12 protein-coding genes are annotated in these 17,713 nt (G+C 59.8%); 8 read left to right on the top strand and 4 right to left on the bottom strand.

The annotated features are described in order from the left end of the window. Positions 1-190 precede the first annotated feature (190 nt). Genes R0125_RS00090 through R0125_RS00110 form a run of 5 tightly spaced genes read left to right on the top strand, consistent with a single transcriptional unit; the run spans position 191 to position 4,410 of the window. Positions 191-2,311, top strand: coding sequence for a marine proteobacterial sortase target protein (locus R0125_RS00090; RefSeq protein WP_317236714.1), 2,121 nt, complete (start codon positions 191-193; stop codon positions 2,309-2,311). Then, complete coding sequence (locus R0125_RS00095; protein ID WP_248181688.1) at positions 2,308-2,919, top strand: class GN sortase; 612 nt, start codon at positions 2,308-2,310, stop codon at positions 2,917-2,919. The genes R0125_RS00090 and R0125_RS00095 overlap by 4 nt, the downstream gene beginning before the upstream one ends. Before the next feature lie 46 nt (positions 2,920-2,965). After that, positions 2,966-3,703, top strand: a complete 738-nt coding sequence (locus tag R0125_RS00100) for a lysophospholipid acyltransferase family protein (RefSeq protein WP_248181687.1) — start codon at positions 2,966-2,968, stop codon at positions 3,701-3,703. 60 nt (positions 3,704-3,763) lie between these two features. Next, positions 3,764-4,006 carry a GlsB/YeaQ/YmgE family stress response membrane protein gene (locus R0125_RS00105; protein WP_248181686.1) on the top strand — a complete coding sequence of 81 codons (243 nt, stop codon included), beginning with the start codon at positions 3,764-3,766 and terminating at the stop codon, positions 4,004-4,006. Between the two features lie 2 nt (positions 4,007-4,008). Next, positions 4,009-4,410 (top strand): MAPEG family protein, encoded by a 402-nt coding sequence (locus R0125_RS00110; RefSeq protein WP_317236715.1) that lies wholly within the window; start codon positions 4,009-4,011, stop codon positions 4,408-4,410. Positions 4,411-4,422: 12 nt separating this feature from the next. Here the strand turns inward: R0125_RS00110 and R0125_RS00115 are convergent, their stop codons facing one another. Beyond that, entirely contained in the window at positions 4,423-5,001 is a 579-nt protein-coding gene (locus R0125_RS00115; RefSeq protein ID WP_248181684.1) for an OmpA family protein, read from the bottom strand. 126 nt (positions 5,002-5,127) lie between these two features. Here R0125_RS00115 and R0125_RS00120 point away from each other — a divergent pair, with 126 nt between their 5' ends. Beyond that, complete coding sequence (locus R0125_RS00120) at positions 5,128-6,576, top strand: rhomboid family intramembrane serine protease (RefSeq protein ID WP_317236716.1); 1,449 nt, start codon at positions 5,128-5,130, stop codon at positions 6,574-6,576. Positions 6,577-6,612: 36 nt separating this feature from the next. Here R0125_RS00120 and R0125_RS00125 read toward each other — a convergent pair whose 3' ends face one another. Then, positions 6,613-8,067: a hypothetical protein gene (locus tag R0125_RS00125; RefSeq protein ID WP_317236717.1), complete on the bottom strand. Its 1,455-nt coding sequence runs from the start codon at positions 8,065-8,067 to the stop codon at positions 6,613-6,615. A 138-nt stretch (positions 8,068-8,205) separates the two neighbouring features. Between R0125_RS00125 and R0125_RS00130 the strand changes: the two genes are divergently transcribed. Next, a complete protein-coding gene (locus R0125_RS00130) occupies positions 8,206-10,038 on the top strand; it encodes an ABC transporter ATP-binding protein (protein WP_410797524.1) in 1,833 nt (610 codons plus the stop codon). A gap of 139 nt (positions 10,039-10,177) precedes the next feature. Then, entirely contained in the window at positions 10,178-12,937 is a 2,760-nt protein-coding gene (gene acnA / locus R0125_RS00135; RefSeq protein ID WP_317236718.1) for an aconitate hydratase AcnA, read from the top strand. A 65-nt stretch (positions 12,938-13,002) separates the two neighbouring features. On the opposite strand, the gene R0125_RS00140 is transcribed toward acnA, so the two are convergent. Continuing rightward, positions 13,003-15,849 (bottom strand): PAS domain S-box protein, encoded by a 2,847-nt coding sequence (locus R0125_RS00140; protein WP_317236719.1) that lies wholly within the window; start codon positions 15,847-15,849, stop codon positions 13,003-13,005. Beyond that, positions 15,836-17,632 (bottom strand): ATP-binding protein, encoded by a 1,797-nt coding sequence (locus R0125_RS00145; protein WP_317236720.1) that lies wholly within the window; start codon positions 17,630-17,632, stop codon positions 15,836-15,838. Before R0125_RS00145 ends, R0125_RS00140 begins: the two co-directional genes overlap by 14 nt. Positions 17,633-17,713: the final 81 nt, after the last annotated feature.

Genomic DNA, 17,713 nt, shown 5'->3' on the forward strand with positions numbered 1-17,713 from the left:
GGTGAATGACAGGCTCTATTTAATCACGGTGAGGGGCCAGCACAAGGCCAACCGCCGGGTTTGCCACAATTCATCATTTTCTCCCCGTCAGTTTGCCAGATTCCGCCACCTGAGCGTCGTTTCGCTGCGCTGAAATAGCGTCATCCCATGCAACCCGGCGGTGCCGGAACCGAAAAAGAAAGGATGCACCATGATGCTACCAACGACGTTACTCAGGCTGGAACTCGATAAACCCCGACTCGCTCCCCGGCGCGTCAAACGCTGCTGTGAGGGTGTATCCCTGTGGCTGGCGATGCTGCTGCTGTTGTTTGTGCACCCGCTGTACGCGGAGGCCGCCAGCGCAGCTGAGGGCACCGGTATGCTCGAGTTCGTGGCCGCCGACGGTCGTCACCAGGGCCAGGCCACGCTACTCAACACCGAGTACCAGGTTCGGGTCAGCGGGCTGATTGCCGATACCCGGCTGACCCAGAGTTTCAGGAACACCAGCCAGCAGTGGCGTGAGGGCGTGTTCGTGTTTCCGCTACCGGAAAAAGCCAGCGTGTATGGCATGACCATGCGCGTGGGGGAGCGGGAGATTGTCGGCGACGTGCGGGAAAAGCAGGAAGCCAAACGGCGCTACGAGGCGGCCAAAAAGGCCGGCAAGAATGCCGCGCGGGTGGATCAGCAGCGTCCCAACCTGTTTACCACGCACCTGGCCAACATCCCGCCGGGCGAGACCATCACGGTGGAGCTCAACTATCAGCAAACCGTGCGTTACCAGTCCGGGGAGTTCGAGCTGCGCTTGCCCACCACCCTGACGCCCCGCTACATGCCGGGCGAACCCCTGGCCCAGTCTCCTCAGCAGTGGCAGGGCGGCTGGGCCCGGCCGACGACCGCGGTGCCCGATGCCGACGCCATCAGCCCGTCCACGGTGCAGGCGGAGGACGTGGGGGATCAGAGTCATCGGGTGGTGGTCAATCTGGAAATTGACGCCGGCTTACCGGTGGCGGATGTCGCCAGTCCCAGCCACGCACTGCGCAGCACCTGGGACGGTCATCGGGTGCGGGTCGCGCCGGAGCAGGGCGCCGTACCCATGGATCAGGATGTGGTGGTGCGGTGGTCACCAGTGCGGGGCCAGGCACCCTCTGCGGCGGTGTTCCACGAGCGGTGGCAGGGGGAGGATTACCTGCTGGCGCTGCTGGTGCCGGGGCTGAGCCGTAACCAGAATCTGCCCAGGGAGCTGGTATTCGTGATCGACACCTCCGGCTCCATGGCAGGCCAGTCCATCGGTCAGGCCCGGGCGTCGTTGCTGCGGGGGTTGGCGACCCTGTCACCGGGGGATCGTTTCAATATTATTCAGTTCAACAGCCAGACCCACGCTCTGTTCATGCAGGCGGTGCCGGCGAATGGCCAGAACCTTGCGCGCGCGCGGCGCTACGTGGAGGGCTTGAGTGCCAATGGCGGCACCGAGATGGCGCCCGCACTGCGGGTCGCGCTGGGGGAGAATTCGCCTGAGGAAGAAACGACCGGTCAGCATGTGCGCCAGGTGGTGTTCATCACCGATGGCGCCGTGGGCAACGAAGCCGCGCTGTTTGAGCAGATCCGGCAACAGCTGGGCGGGCGCCGCCTGTTCACGGTGGGCATCGGCTCTGCGCCAAACCTGCATTTCATGCGGGAGGCTGCCCGTTACGGCCGTGGCAGTTACACCGCCATCAGCGACATCGCCGATGTGGCCGGCCAGCTGGACGATCTGTTTGCCAAAATGCAGGCCCCGGTATTGACCGATATCGCCATCGAACTCCCGCCAGCGGCCGGCCCGGCCGAGGCCTATCCGATCAGGCCGGGGGATCTGTTTGCTGGCGAACCGCTGGTTCAGGTTATGCGCGGGGTAAAGAGCAGCGGGAGCCTGGGGATTTCCGGCCGGCTGTCGGATGGCAGCCGCTGGCAGACCTCGCTGGACTTGTCCCGTGCGGCATCGGGCACGGGGCTTCATCGCCACTGGGGCCGTGAGAAGATCGACAGTCTGATGGATCAGACCTTGTCCGGTCATGTCGGGGACGAAAGCCGGCAACAGGTGGTCGAGCTGGCGCTGGCGCATCAACTGATCACCCGGTTCACCAGCTTTGTGGCGGTGGATAGTACCCCGGTGCGCGAGACGTCAGAGCCGCTGACGACCGATCAGGTGCCGACCCTGTTGCCGGCTGGCAGCAGCTCCACCATGCTGCGCTATCCACAGACCGCGACCCTGTCGCCGCTGCTGACCGCGCTGGGCCTGCTCGGGCTGATGTTTTCGGCAGCCGGCTGGATGCTGCAGCGGAGGGTGAGCCGATGAATCGCCTGTTACTGCTGCTCACCGTGATGTTCGGGACCGTACTGACCGTTGGCCTGTGGATTCCGTTCAAGGCCCTGGTCGCGCAGGAATTGCTGGAGTTGGCCTGGGCCGAGAGCCAGGCGCGGCAGATAGAGACACGGCCCTGGCCCTGGGCGGACACCTGGCCGGTGGCGCGGCTGTCCTTGCCGGAGCTGGGGCAGTCCATGATCGTGCTGGACGGCGCCCACGGCGAAAGCCTGGCGTTCGGGCCCGGCCAGGTGCTGGGGAACGCGGCCGGGCCGGGCCCGGTGGTGATTGCCGGTCATCGGGACACCCATTTCACCAGTCTGCGCCACCTGGAAGCCGGCAGTGAGCTGAAACTCCAGACCCGCTCGGGCAAGTGGTATCGGTATCGGGTGAACAGCATCCGTGTGGTCGACAGTCGCTACGAGCAGATCGACACCGCCCGCCTGGATGACCACACCCTGTTGCTGGTGACCTGTTACCCGTTTGACAGCCTCGATAGCCGCGGCCCCCTGCGGTACGTGGTGCAGGCAACATTCGAGCCGGTCAGCGTAGCGGCCGCTGGTAGCGATCCCCTACAAATCGATACTGTTGCCGGGTTGTAAAATTAGCTTACACTTGTGCGCAAATTAACGAACGGGTTTGTGTTGCATGGGTGTTCTGAGAAAATTCCTGGCCTGGCTGAGTGTGCCGGTGATCTGTTGTTTTGCGTTTCTGCTGTATCTGGCGCGTCCCTTCAATCCCGACAACAACCGGTTGTTCGGGTATGCGGTCGGCAAGGTGGGGCGTTTCCTGCTCGGCATGGAGCGCCCGGCGAGTGGCCTGGAAAACATGCCACAAGACCGCCCCACGGTGGTGATCGCCAATCATCAGCATAACGACGATCTGTTTGTGATGGGGGATCTGTTGCCACCCCGAACCGTGACCGTGGGCAAATCGGCGCTGGTCTGGATCCCGTTTTTTGGTCAGATTTTCTGGCTCGGTGGCAATGTTATCCTCGATCGCGCCCGATCCCACAAGGCCATCGCGGTGATGCAGGCAACCAGTGACGCCATTTCCCGCGACCACAAGAGCCTGTGGATCTTTCCCGAAGGCACCCGCAGCCGTGGCCGCAGCCTGCAGACATTCAAGAAAGGCGCGTTCCACACCGCGATTGCCGCCGGCGCACCCATCACCATGGTGTGTGTCAGTGAATATCAGGACCGCGCCCTGGGCTGGACTGGCCGACGTGAGCCGGTATCGGTCCGTATCCTGCCACCGGTTGAAACCGCCGGCCTCACCACCGACGACATCCCGCAGCTGATTGAGCGCTGCCGCCGCGAGATGGAGGCGGCTATCGCCGCCTTGCCCGGATCCCAGGCCAAGATGGATGTGCTTGAAGCAGAATAGAAAACAGGGCAGTCTTTCGGGGTTCGAACCCTTTGTCCGAAATGCTGCGAGAGGCGTGTTATGAATCTGATTCTGTTTTTGATCATTGGCGGTGTTGCTGGCTGGTTGGCCGGCCTGATCATGAAAGGCCGGGGCTTCGGCGTGTTGGCCAACATTGGTATCGGTATCGTCGGCTCTTTCCTCGGTGGCTTCGTGTTCCGCCTGTTGGGCCTCGCCGCCCAAGGCGCCATTGGCGAGCTGGTGACCGCCACGGTGGGTGCGGTGTTGTTGCTTGCCGTCGTTAGTGCAATCAAGAAGGCCTGAGCATGATCGTACCTGTTACTGCTGTATTCGCCGCCGTTATCGGCATTTTGCTGTTGGTTTTATCTTTCCAGGTGGTACGTTTCCGCCTCAAATACGGTAAAGGCATGGGCGTAACCGACGACCGGGATTTCGAGGCGGCCGTTCGCGCCCACGGCAATCTGGTGGAGTATGCCCCGCTGGGGCTGATCATGCTGGCGCTGGCCGAGCTGAACGGGGTTGCCGGGGGACTGGTGTACTGGACCGGGATGGCGCTGGTGGTGGGGCGTATTCTCCATGCCTGGGGCATGATCAATGGTCGCGGCGGACCTCACAAGGCCCGCATGGCGGGGATCGTTCTGACCTGGCTGGCGATTCTGGTGGCCGCCATCCTGCTGTTGGCCAACGTTTACCAGGTCTACGGTTAAACCCGGGCGGGCCTAAAGGGCCCGGGCCATTTCCTGAGTGACATATTCCAGTTCTAGCCTGCGATTTGCCGCCCGGTCTTCCGGGCGTGCCAGCGGCTTGTCGCTGCCCCAACTGCTGGTCACAATCTGTGCGTCCCGCACGCCCGCTTCCATCAGCAGCCGGGCCACCGCATTGACCCTGAGGCGTGAAAGAAACCGGTTGTAATCTTCCGATCCGAAGTTGTCGGTGTGGCCGTGAATGTGCACCTTCACGCCCGGCTGTTGCCGCAGGTAGGCAGCATGCTGGCGCAGGATGTCTTCGTCCTGCGGGTCCAGGGTGTGCTTGTTGAAACCATAGTGAAAACGCATACGGTGCGGTTTACGGGCACCGGTTTCCGCCGTCGCAGACATTAGAAGGCCTGCTTCAATCGCGGCTCTGGCCAGCATTTCCGGGTTGTCCAGTACGAGTACGGTCATGTCAGTTTCCTTGTTTCCGGTATCCGGTTTCTTGTTGTTGCTGACTACTATTGGCGTAGTCAGCAACAACGGCAATTGGCGAATGGTCGATGTCGGGTGATTCTCCGCTTGCCGGCAGTCCTGATTGAATGACATTTGTGTGAAGGTCCCATGACAACAGCTGCTGGAATCACCTTGTCTGTCATTAGAGCGCGAAAAGCTGGCCTCACTGTGGTAAAAAACACGTTTTCACGGACGAATTATGATGAATTGTGACTGCCCATGCTGATTATTCCTGCTGAAAACGCCGTTAACTGGCGCCGCCCGCCCTGGGTCACCCTGGGCCTCGTCCTGACCTGCCTGCTGGTTTTTCTGTTCTATCAGGGCGGTGACAACCGGCGCCTCGAAGGGGCCATTCAGCAATACCTGGATTCCGGTCTGACCGAGCTGGAAGCGCCGGTCTACGAGGATTACCTGCAGCGCCAGATCCGCTTTGAGGGCAAGGACGAGCTGTCTCTGGAACTGCAGGAGTTCCAGGAACTGAGGGCGTCGGGCGAGACGGTGTGGGTGGCGGTGAGCCTGCTGCTGGATCCGGAGTTCTACCAGTACATGCAGGACAACCGGGATCTGTTGTGGGCAGCGCGGGAACGCCAGCGCTGGCTCGAACAGCGCGCGCCGATCCAGGCTGACTACATCGACCGCCTGAGTGCCAATCAGCTGGGCTTGGTACCGTCGGAGCTGTCGCTGTATTCGCTGATCAGCTATCAGTTCCTGCACGGTGGCTGGGGGCACATCATCGGCAATCTGGTGTTCCTGTTTCTGCTGGGTTTTACCGTGGAAAAGGCGTTAGGGCCGGGGAAATATCTGCTGGCCTACCTGATGTGCGGCGCTCTGTCGGGGTTGGTGTTTACCGCGTTTTCACTGGGCAGCCCGGTGCCCCTGGTAGGCGCCTCCGGCTCCATTTCCGGATTGATGGGTATGTACGTGGCCATCTACGGCCTGCAGAAAATCCGGTTTTTCTACTTTGTCGGGGTGTACTTCAATTATTTCCGGGCGCCGGCCCTGGCGCTGCTACCGGTGTGGCTGGGCAAGGAAATCTACGATTACTGGTTTGCCGGCGCCACCGGCATTGCCTACATGGCCCACGCCGGCGGTCTGCTGGCTGGTGCCGGTCTGGTGTGGCTGCTGGGCAAGAGCGTTTTCCAGGTGCGGGAGACGTTTTTCGAACCGGAGCCGGAGGCGCAGGATGAACGCTTCACCACCGGCTATTCACAGGCCATGGGCAGCCTGGGCCGGATGGAGTTCGATGTTGCCCGCCGTCAGTTCGAGGCGCTCTGGCAGCGTTATCCGGAACGGTCCGTTCTGCTGGAACACCTGTATCAGCTCGCCAAACTGCGCCCGGATCTTCCCGAGTATCGGCAACGCACCCGTGAATTGATGAACGAGACCCTGACCCGCAAACAACCGGAGCGCCTGATTGAAGTCTGGCAGGAGTATCTGGGTAAAGGCGAACGCCATGCCCCGCTGGCGGCGGAGGATCACAACCGCGTGCTCTTCACCAGCCTCCGCCACGGCGATCTGAAAGCCGCCGAGAAGGCATTCGAGCGATTGCGAAGCTGCGGTGATGAACTGCTGACCACCGAAGCCTGTCGGCTGCTGGCGGAAGAATTCGATAAGCGTCAGATGACACCGAAGGCCCGTCATTACAAACAGCTTCTGCAGGCTACCTGAGGTTGAAAGGAATATCTGCCTGTTGAACGAGCCTGCTTATTCCTCAACGACAAACGACGCTTTCGGTCCTTTCAGGGGCTCGCGGTTTTCCGCCTGGCTGAGGTAGGTGGCGATCTGGCTGTGCAGTGGGTGGTTGCCGCAGCGCTTCTGGATGAAGTTGAGAAAAGCCGTCGCTTTTTCCCATTGATTCAGTCCGTTGGCCAGAGATTGCGCTACCAGCAGATAGGCCGGTGCCAGCTCATGGCTGTCCGGAAAACGCTTGTGGAAGTCCTGCAGCAGTTTCAGCACGGCCTTGAAGTGACCGCGCGGATACAGCGTGCGAGCACAGCGAACCGCCAGCTCCGGGTCGTCGAGGCGGAACCCCGGTTCCACGGTTTCGAGGGTTGCCAGCAGGGTGGCCATGTCGTCGCCGTTGTTGCCCGTTGCCAGCCAGCCCAGCAGGCGGGGGTGGTAGCGGTACAGATCGGCGGTGTCGTTGCGGGTCTGCAGTAGCCGGAACAGCTGACCGATGCGCTGGGGATTCTGCGGGTCTTTTTTCAGCGCTTCCTTGAGCATCGACTGGACGCGGTCGTAGTTGCCGTCCTTGAGGTTCATGTCGATGTCGGCATCAAAGCGGGCGCTGCGGTCACGTTGCTGAACCTCGCCGGGCTGCTCACCGTCCTGAAGGTCGCTGGCGAAGCCAAGCTCCTCCTGGTACTGGAACAGCAGGTAGCCGAGCATATGGAACAGAATCAGCGTGAAGGTACTGTTCAGAAAGCCTGCCAGCGGTTGGGAAAACCACAGCGGGAAATGGTTGACCGCGAAGTCCTGTGCCGCACCGGAAGCCAGGGTCAGCAGGATCAGGTAGCCATAGAGCAGGAAATAGGGGCTGCCAATGCGGGAAATCAGCACCGCCAGATTCATCGGATTGACCGCCGCGACCACCGAGCGCTCCATCGCCAGCACCATGATGCTGGCCGGCAGGGCGAGAATCACGAAGGCCAGGGCCAGCATCATCAGCAGCTGCCCGCCGATCATGGCGGCGGCGCCCACCAGGCCGCCCATCAGCACGAAGACCAGCAACTGCAGGATCACGATATCGAAGCCGCTGCCGCTGAACGCGACCGAGACCGGCGGCGGTTTCATATGGCCCTCGGCAGTATGGCGGATGACATCGTAGGTATATTTCAGCAGGGCAAGCGCCAGCAACAGGGTGATAATAATGCCCACGATGTTGGCTTTGACCAGCAGCGGCACCAGTGTGCAGATGGCGATGACAATCAGCGGGTCAGTGTGGAACGGGTAGCGGAAAAAGGCCCCCAGCCGGTTCCAGAACGGGACCACTTCGGTGGCTGCGCCGAGGTAGCGCATGGCACGGCTGCACCGGGGGCACAGGGCGTGGCGCTTGCGGCTGTCGGCGTCTGGCATGCAGCGGCTGCAGTAGTGTATCTGGCATTCGCCACAGTGCCATTTGGCGGCATCGCCCGGGTGGTAATGACAATCGTGTTTCACAGTGAGCCTGGTTCTGGTCCGTCAGAGAATAGGGCGTCAATAATGACAGAAGCCGTGCCCCCGCCACAATGTGACGGGTAGACTATTGTGCGCCCTGCAACGTAAGGGAGAGATCAGATCCACAAACCGGGAGGCCACTTGGCACCACACCCAGAATCCCCTGAGACCCGCGAAACACCGCCGGCCAGCCATCCATCGCACTACCATTGGCGGGATATTCTGGCGCTGGCGTTGAAGCACAAGCCAAGACTGGTGCGCGCCAATATGCTGGCCATTATGGCAACGCTGATGAGCGTGCCGGTGCCCCTGTTGTTGCCGGTGCTGGTGGATGAGGTTCTGCTGGAGGAGAGTGGCCCGGTGTTGCCGTTCATGAACACCCTGTTGCCGACAGGCTGGCAGCAGCCGATGGTCTACATTGCCCTGATGGTGCTGGCGGCCTTCGCGCTCCGGGTCTGCGCGCTGGCGTTCAACGTGCTGCAGTCGCGGGAGTTTTCCAAGATCTCCAAGGATGTGGTGTTCCGCATCCGATCCCGTCTGCTGGGCCGGTTGCAGCGGGTGGCCATGTCGGAATACGAAACCCGCGGTTCCGGCGCCATCAGCAGCCACTTCATTACCGATCTCGATACCATTGATCAGTTTCTTGGCAGCACCATCAGCCGTTTTCTGGTGGCCAGCCTGACGGTCACCGGCACTGCCGCGGTATTGCTGTGGGTGCACTGGCAACTGGCGCTGCTGATTCTGTTGCTCAACCCGCTGGTGATCTTTGCCACCATTCTGATTGGTAAACGGGTGAAGGAGCTGAAGCGCCGGGAGAACAGTGCCTACGAGGACTTCCAGGGCGACCTGACCGAAACCCTGGACGCCATTCACCAGTTGCGGGCCGCCAACCGCGAGCAGCATTACCTGCGACAACTGATCGGGCGCGCCCGCAGCGTGCGCGATCACGCCATCCAGTTTGAATGGCGCAGTGACGCCGCTACCCGCGCCAGTTTTGCGCTGTTCCAGTTCGGTGTCGACGCGTTCCGCGGGGCAGCCATGGTGACCGTGCTGTTCAGTGATCTCAGCATCGGCATGATGTTCGCGATTTTCGGGTATCTGTGGTTCATGCTGACGCCGGTGCAGGAAATGCTGAACATGCAGTACGCCTGGTTTGCGGCCAATGCCGCCCTGGCCCGGATCAACCGGTTACTGGAGCTGGAAGAGGAACCCCGCTATCCGGCGCTGGAGAACCCGTTCCGTGGCCGCCACACCGTCAGCCTGACCCTCAGGAATCTGCACTTCCGTTACGACGACGAGCCGGTGCTGAAGGGCATCAACCTGCACCTGGCCCCCGGCGAGAAAGTGGCCGTTGTCGGCGCCAGTGGTGGGGGCAAGTCCACGCTGGTGCAGCTGATTCTGGGCATGTACACCGCCCAGCAGGGTGAGGTGTTGATCAACGATGTGCCTGTGCAGCGCATCGGTTTGCCGTGTCTGCGGGAGCACGTGGCCACGGTGCTGCAACATCCGGCGCTGTTCAATGACACCGTGCGGCAGAATCTCACCCTTGGGCGTGACAAGCCTGACGACGCCCTCTGGCGGGCTTTGAAAATTGCCCAGCTGGACGACACCATCGCCGCGATGCCACGCCAGCTGGACACCATGATTGGCCGCCAGGGCGTGCGGCTCTCCGGCGGGCAGCGTCAGCGGCTGGCCATCGCCCGCATGGTGTTGACCGAGCCATCCATTGTAATTCTCGACGAAGCCACCTCGGCGCTGGATTCCGACACCGAGCACCGGCTTCACGATGCGCTGGATGAATTCCTGAGCCAGCGTACTACCCTGATCATTGCCCATCGACTGAGTGCCGTCAAAAAAGCCGACCGCGCCTGCGTGTTCGAGGACGGGCGCATCATCGAGGAGGGCCACCACGATGAACTGATCGCCCGGGACGGGCTCTATGCCCAGCTTTACGGCGACCGTCAGCAGCTCTGAACCAAGCCTCACGGGGCGCTATTCACCGCAGTGATCCCGAACATTCATGGTGGTTTGGTTGAAGTCTGCGCATTCGCTGCAATAGTTATAGGAGACTTCCCAACCCGGCCATCATGTATCAGCCAAAAGGGGGCACCCCATGTCCAGCGAACGTCTCAGTAATGACAGCCTCAATACCCTGTCCAGCCTTGAAGCGGGCGGCAAGACCTTTCACTACTACAGCCTGCCCAGGGCGGCGGAGACCCTCGGCGATCTGGATCGCCTGCCGTTTTCCCTGAAAGTCCTGATGGAAAACCTGCTGCGTAACGAAGACGATGTCACCGTTGAACGCAGCCATATGGACGCCATGGTGCAGTGGCTGAAGGACCGTAAGTCCGACACCGAAATCCAGTTCCGGCCGGCGCGCGTGCTGATGCAGGATTTCACCGGGGTGCCCGGCGTGGTAGATCTCGCCGCCATGCGCGAGGCGGTGAAAGCTGCAGGCAAGGATCCGGCAATGATCAATCCGCTGTCGCCGGTGGATCTGGTGATTGACCATTCGGTGATGGTGGACCACTTCGGTGACTCCTCGGCGTTCAAGGACAACGTGGCCATTGAGATGGAGCGCAATCAGGAGCGCTACGAGTTTCTGCGCTGGGGCCAGCAGGCCTTCGACAATTTCCGTGTGGTGCCGCCGGGCACCGGCATCTGCCATCAGGTCAATCTGGAGTATCTGGGCAAAACGGTGTGGCAGAAAGACCAGGGCGACAAGACCATCGCCTACCCGGACACCCTGGTGGGCACTGACTCCCACACCACCATGATCAACGGCCTCGGCATTCTGGGCTGGGGCGTGGGCGGCATCGAGGCCGAAGCGGCCATGCTGGGTCAGCCGGTGTCGATGTTGATTCCGGAAGTGGTGGGTTTCAAAATCACCGGCAAGCTCCGTGAGGGCATTACCGCCACGGATCTGGTGCTGACCGTCACCGAGATGCTGCGCAAGAAAGGCGTTGTCGGTAAGTTCGTGGAGTTCTACGGCGATGGCCTGAAGGACATGCCGGTGGCTGACCGTGCCACCATCGCCAACATGGCACCGGAATACGGCGCCACCTGTGGCTTTTTCCCGGTGGACGAGCAGACCATCAAGTACATGAAACTGACCGGTCGCGAAGATACTCAGCTCGAACTGGTTGAAGCCTACGCCAAGGCCCAGGGGCTCTGGCGCGAGCCGGGCCATGAGCCGGTGTACACCGACCGTCTGACCCTCGACATGGGTGACGTGGAGGCCAGTCTGGCGGGGCCCAAGCGGCCCCAGGACCGGGTTGCCCTGAAAAACATGAAAGCCTCGTTCGAGCTGCTGATGGAAACGGCCGAGGGCCCGGCTGAAAGCCGTGAGGGCAAACTCGAGTCTGAGGGCGGCCAGACTGCCGTGGGTGTGGATGACAGTTACCACCACGCCGCCAGCCAGCCGATGGAAATGAACGGTGCAAAAACCCGGCTGGACCCGGGTGCGGTGGTGATTGCGGCCATCACGTCCTGCACCAATACCTCGAACCCCAGTGTGATGATGGCCGCGGGCCTGATTGCCCAGAAAGCCGTCGCCAAAGGCCTGCAGACCAAGCCCTGGGTGAAAACCTCGCTGGCGCCGGGCTCCAAGGTGGTGACAGATTATCTGCGCGTGGGCGGCTTCCAGGACGATCTGAACAAGCTGGGTTTCAATCTCGTGGGCTACGGCTGCACTACCTGTATCGGTAATTCCGGCCCGCTGCCGGATGCGGTGGAGAAGGCCATTGCCGACGGTAACCTGACCGTGGCCTCGGTGCTGTCCGGTAACCGCAATTTCGAGGGCCGCGTGCATCCGCTGGTGAAGACCAACTGGCTGGCGTCGCCGCCGCTGGTGGTGGCTTATGCCCTGGCCGGTAACGTGCGCCTGGACCTCTTCAAAGATCCGCTGGGTGCCGATCAGGACGGTAATCCGGTGTATCTGAAAGATCTCTGGCCGAGTCAGCAGGAAATTGCCGAGGCGGTGGAAAAGGTGAAGACCGACATGTTCCGCACCGAGTACGCGGCGGTGTTCGACGGCGATGCCACCTGGCAGTCGATCAAGGTCCCGGAGAGCAAGGTGTATGAGTGGTCAGACAAGTCCACCTACATCCAGCACCCGCCCTTTTTCGAGGGCATGGGGGAGGAGCCGGAGGCCATTGATGACATCCGCGACGCCCACATCCTTGCATTGTTGGGGGACTCGGTGACCACCGACCATATTTCCCCGGCCGGCTCGTTCAAACCGGACACCCCGGCCGGAAAGTATCTGCAGGACCACGGGGTCGAGCCGAAGGATTTCAACTCCTACGGTTCCCGCCGCGGCAACCACGAGGTGATGATGCGTGGCACCTTCGCCAACGTGCGCATCCGCAATGAGATGCTTGATGGTGTGGAGGGCGGATACACCCGCTTTGTGCCCACCGGTGAACAGATGGCCATCTACGATGCCGCCATGAAGTATCAGGCCCAGGGTACGCCCCTGGTGGTGATTGCCGGCAAGGAATACGGCACTGGCTCAAGCCGGGACTGGGCCGCCAAGGGCACCCGTCTGCTGGGCGTGAATGCCGTGGTGGCAGAGTCCTATGAGCGCATTCACCGCTCCAACCTGATTGGTATGGGGGTGATGCCGCTGCAGTTCCCGGAGGGCACGGATCGCAAGAGCCTGAAGCTGACCGGCGAGGAAACCATCAGCATCGAGGGCCTGTCCGGTGACATTCAGCCGGGACAGACCCTGAAAATGACGGTGAAATACAAGGACGGCAGCACCCAGACCTGTGACCTGAAATCAAGGATCGATACCGCCAACGAGGCTGTTTATTACCGGCACGGCGGCATTCTCCATTACGTCGTGAGGGAGATGCTGCGCACAGCCTAGCGAGGGATCGCTGGCTCTGGCGTCTGTTCAGGACAAAGGGCCCATTCGGGGGAGGGCGGCGGCCCTCAGGCTGACTGCTTGCTATGACCTTGGGTCAGTGGCAAGTCCAGCCAGAAGCACGCACCGTGGCCTTCCTCCGATGCAAAATCCACCTCGCCGGCCATCGCATGCATCAGCTCCCGAGTGATGGCCAGCCCCAGGCCGGTGCCACTCTGCGATCGGCGATCAGACGCGTCGGCTTGGGAAAATTTCTGGAAAATTCTGTCCCTGAAGTCCGCCGGGATCCCCGGTCCCTGGTCGCGGACACACATCCGGATGCCGGTAAGTGAGAGTTCGGTAAATACATGAACCTCGGACTCATCAAAAGAAAACTTGATGGCGTTCGAGAGCAGGTTGTTAAGCGCCTGACGCAGTCGCACACGGTCGACATTGACGACTGTGTCATGCAATTCTCCGATCCTGACGGTTATCCGCTTATCGAGCGCAAAGCTTTCGATTCCCTCGACGCATTCACTGACCACATCAGCGATTCGGCAATCAGCCAGGTGGAAAATGACTTTCCCGGCGACGAGTTTTTCGATGTCGAGAAGATCGTTGATGAGAAATGTTAGTTGCTGGCTGTTGCGGTAAGCAATTTTGGCCAGCCTCGATGCGTCTGGTGAGAGCTCACCGACGGTGTTGTTCGAGAGTAAACTCAGGGATCCTGCAATGGACGTCAGTGGCGTTCGCAATTCATGACTGACGGTTGAGATGAACTCGCTCTTCAGCCGATCTATTTTCTTACGCTCAGAAATGTCCTCGATCAACGTCCAGATCAGTGGTTGTTGGGAGGGGTTGCGTATTCTCATCCCTCGAACGACGGCTGGGTAGGTGGAGCCGTCGGCCCGCACGATTTCTACCTCGTACGGGCCAAAGCGTCTCTCGGTCTGGAGTTTGGTGATGATTGTCTGTCGTTGGCTTTCGAAATCCCTCGGCAAGAGGTCCCAGTAGTTCATTGACATCATTTGATTGCGATTGTAGCCCGTTGGCTCCAGCAGGGCCTCGTTGACATCCAGAAACGCGCCCGACAGGTAATCGTTCAGCGCAATACCAATGGGGGACAGCTCGTAGAGCCGTCGCAGCTGAGCTTCGCTTTCCTGCAGAGCAAGGGCTGTGCGCTTGGTGTCGTCAATGTCGGCGATGTAACCATGCCATATCACGCTTTGATCAGGCATGAGTTCTGGCGATGATTTCCCTTCGACCCAGCGCCAGCCTGAGTGCCCGTCCTTGACCCGGTAATGGGCATTCCAGATCGACAGTGTCTCTGCGGACCTTTCGATGCTGACCATCATCTCCGCCAGGTCATCCGGATGTATCTTGTTGAAACAGACCGAGGCATCGTCTTTGACTTCGTCGCTGGTGACGCCGTAGATATCCTTGATGTGTGGGCTGGAAAAAGGAAAGGCAGAGTGGCCGTCCGGCCAGCGCTGGAACTGGTAAAGCATCCCGGGTGTCTGCTCGATCAGCTTGTTCAGAATCTGCTCACTGAGCTTGCGCTCGATGACGCCAGCGATCCATCGCGCGAGGAGCGTTACGAACGTGATATCGGTATCGGAGAAGTCCTGAGCCCGTGGTTCCGGGGAGGAAAAGTTGACGGTGCCGTAAAGTCTATCCCGGATAAAAACAGGCGCGGCAAGATAGCTCTCCAATCCAAACTTGTCATAGCAGTCGTGGTTTCGGTACTGGGATTTCGCCATATGGGCGATCGCCAGACTGTCTCGAGACCCCAGCAGCAGTGAGCAATAGGTGTCGACCAAAGGAAAGCTGAGGCCCTGTTCAAGTCCTGCTTCGGCTGGGGCAACAAACCACCGTACCGAGTATACGTCTCTGGTGATCTCGCTCACGATCGCCAGATCCAGATCCAGATAGTCTGCCCCGAGGCGCAGGGCTTTCTCGATCCTTGCGTTGTCATCGGTTTCGGGATCGAGGGCCAATTCATTGAGGATGCTCAACGCGGTATTTTGTCGCTGTATGCGGTCGAGGCTAGCCATTTCATTGGTGATGTCGGCGTGGGTGCCGCACATCATCAGAGGTTCGCCTTTTTCGGTCCATTCGAAGACCTGGCCGCGATCGTGCACCCATACCCAGTGGCCGTTTTTGTGTTTCATGCGGCACCGACAATCGTACTCTGGCAGCTCGCCGGAAAAGTGGGCATTGAGCAGGCGTTCCGATTCCAGTTGATCCTCCGGGTGTGCAAGGTTCAACCAGGTTTCGATATTGACCGGTTCGAGTTCGTCGAGCCGATAGCCACAGATGTTGGCCCAGCGCTCGTTAAAGACCGTTTCACCTGTCTGTACGTTCCACTCCCAGGTACCAATTCGCGTGCCTTCTATGACGGCTTTGGCTCGGCGTTCACTGCTCTTGAGCTCCTGGTAGAGTTCGGTGGCGACCTGCAGGTTAACTTCACGTTCCACGCAATCGGCGATTTCACGCAGAAGCGCCTGGTCATTCTGATCAAAGGTGCGCGGCGCGCGGTCGATCAGGCAGAGGGTTCCAAGTCGGAAGCCGTCACTGTCATGTAATGGCGCACCCGCATAGAAGCGAATGTGGGGTTCCTCCGTGACTAGCGGGTTGTCCATGAAGCGGTCATCGCAGAGCGTGTCCTCGATCACCAGGATTTCCGATTCACGAATCGCGTGGCTACAGAAAGAGACTTCGCGGGGGGTTTCCGAGATCGAAAGCCCCTGGCAGGACTTGAACCATTGTCGGTTGCTGTCCACCAGACTGATCAAAGCAATTGGCACCTTGAACGCTTTGGAGGCGATCGCCGTGTAGCGGTCGAATCGTTCTTCAGGTTGAGTGTCAAGCAGGCCAGTTCGTTCAAGAGCCGCTTGCCGCTGGAGCTCTTTGTGGCTCAGGTCAGGTGCTTTCATCGGTACTGGTCTTCCTGCTTACAACATTGGGTAACTCAATCCAGAAATTGGCGCCCTGGTCGTAGAAGTAGCCTGTCTGCCCATTCATGAGCGTGGCAAGTTCCCGGCAGATGGCGAGGCCAAGCCCGGTGCCTGTGACCGACTTTGCCGAGCCACTGTTGGCCTGGGAAAAACGTTCAAACAGCTTGGGCTCGAAGTGCTCCGGTACCCCGGTGCCACGATCGTGGACGATAATCGACGTATAGCCCGGGCGGCGTTGTGTGATTCGGATCGAAATTGCCAGGTCCGGGGGCGAGAATTTGATCGCATTGCTGATGAAGTTGTCCAGCACCTGCCTTAATCGATGCGCGTCCGCCAGCACAACCGGGTTTTCGTCCCCCTCAATTTCCAGTGACAGGCCGCGCTCATGGGCCAGGGATGCATTGCTCTCGATGGCGGTTTTGATGATCGGAAGTATGGGTTGTGCAGACAAATTGATGCTCATTCGACCGGCCGCGAGTTTGCCGAAATCCAGGAGATCGGAGATCAGTAGCTGGAGCCGGTCTCCGTTACGCAATGCCAGTTTTGCCATTTCTTCGGCTTTCTGCGGTAGCTCCCCTGCGGCACCGGACGCCAGCAATCGGAGCGCGCCATTGATCGATGTGAGCGGCGTTCGCAGCTCATGACTGACGTTGGAAACGAACTCTTCTTTCATTTTGCTGATCACATCGCGCTCAGTCATCAACTGGTTGAATGCATTGGCCAGCTGCCTGGTCTCGATGGAGCCTGCGGCGATGAGGCGCTGTCCCCGGGAGGGGTTTCGGGCCATTTTTTCGATGGTTTGCGTCATTTTGTTGAGGGGTTTGATTGTTGATCGGATTGCGAGAAAGCTGAGGGCAGCAATCACTAAACCAACCACCACGCTGATTCCCAGAAACTTCATGAAAGAGTTTTTTGCAGGGGCGGTCGCCCGCTCATATGGCACCGCGCGTACAAACATCCAACCCAGATTTTCCAGGTGGCTGGCGGCATAGATTAATTCCTCGCCGGTGGAATCGGTTACCGTTCCGAAAGTGATGCCGGATAACGCCGCGTCAACCAGCGGGTCGGCCCCTGGCGCAGGTAAAGGCTGTACTCGCGCTCCGGACGCTGGTCCGCCTTCGATGTAGAGATAATTATTGATATCAACGACTTTGAATGTATCGTTTCGATCGCGAAGGCGGGTCAGCCTGTCAAGCGGAATAAGACTGGTCTGACCAATATTGACGGCACCGGCCATTAACCCCAGCAGGTCGTTTTCATCGGATTCGATGGGAGTCACGAACGACAACAGCGGAACCCCGGTAGCGCGACCCATAATCGGCCGGCTGATGATGGGCTCACGGGTTCGAATGGCCTGGCGGAAATGCTGCCGATCCGCATAGTTGGTGCCAATACGACCAGGAGCATACTGATTTTCCACGACAGCCGTTGCTTCTGCGTTCAGTACTAAAACCCCGTCTGGAAAAAGCGAGCTCAATAGACTTTGCCGATCAAGCAGGTATTGGATCTCGGGCAGGGAATGCAGTGATTGGCCATCGCTCATCATTCTTGCTGACTCAGCAAGTACATCAAGTTTGAGTTGGAGGCGCTGCTCCACCTCGGATGCGATACGCCGGGTCTCGGTGAGTTGTTGTTGGGTCAGGAGCGTTTCGAAGTCGTCTACTAGCGCGCTGTAGGCGACGGCCATGATTGCTGCCACAATTGATAATGATCCGAGCACGATGATGAGCGCGAAGCGGGTGCCGAGCGAAAATTTGGGCAAGTTGGTTTCCTCGGTGGTACTTTATAAATATAAATGGCAGATCTGGAACTGCCCGATTAGTATGGCATAAAAGATATTTTG

Origin of the sequence: Marinobacter sp. M-5 (assembly GCF_032911545.1) — a bacterium.
GTDB lineage: Bacteria > Pseudomonadota > Gammaproteobacteria > Pseudomonadales > Oleiphilaceae > Marinobacter > Marinobacter goseongensis.

Excerpts from the sequence above, each read along its gene's own strand:
- R0125_RS00090 (WP_317236714.1), top strand. The coding sequence starts at position 191 with ATGATGCTACCAACGACGTTACTCAGGCTGGAACTCGATAAACCCCGA.
- R0125_RS00095 (WP_248181688.1), top strand. The coding sequence starts at position 2,308 with ATGAATCGCCTGTTACTGCTGCTCACCGTGATGTTCGGGACCGTACTG.
- R0125_RS00100 (WP_248181687.1), top strand. The coding sequence starts at position 2,966 with ATGGGTGTTCTGAGAAAATTCCTGGCCTGGCTGAGTGTGCCGGTGATC.
- R0125_RS00105 (WP_248181686.1), top strand. The coding sequence starts at position 3,764 with ATGAATCTGATTCTGTTTTTGATCATTGGCGGTGTTGCTGGCTGGTTG.
- R0125_RS00110 (WP_317236715.1), top strand. The coding sequence starts at position 4,009 with ATGATCGTACCTGTTACTGCTGTATTCGCCGCCGTTATCGGCATTTTG.
- R0125_RS00115 (WP_248181684.1), bottom strand. The coding sequence starts at position 5,001 with ATGTCATTCAATCAGGACTGCCGGCAAGCGGAGAATCACCCGACATCG.
- R0125_RS00120 (WP_317236716.1), top strand. The coding sequence starts at position 5,128 with ATGCTGATTATTCCTGCTGAAAACGCCGTTAACTGGCGCCGCCCGCCC.
- acnA (WP_317236718.1), top strand. The coding sequence starts at position 10,178 with ATGTCCAGCGAACGTCTCAGTAATGACAGCCTCAATACCCTGTCCAGC.
- R0125_RS00140 (WP_317236719.1), bottom strand. The coding sequence starts at position 15,849 with ATGAAAGCACCTGACCTGAGCCACAAAGAGCTCCAGCGGCAAGCGGCT.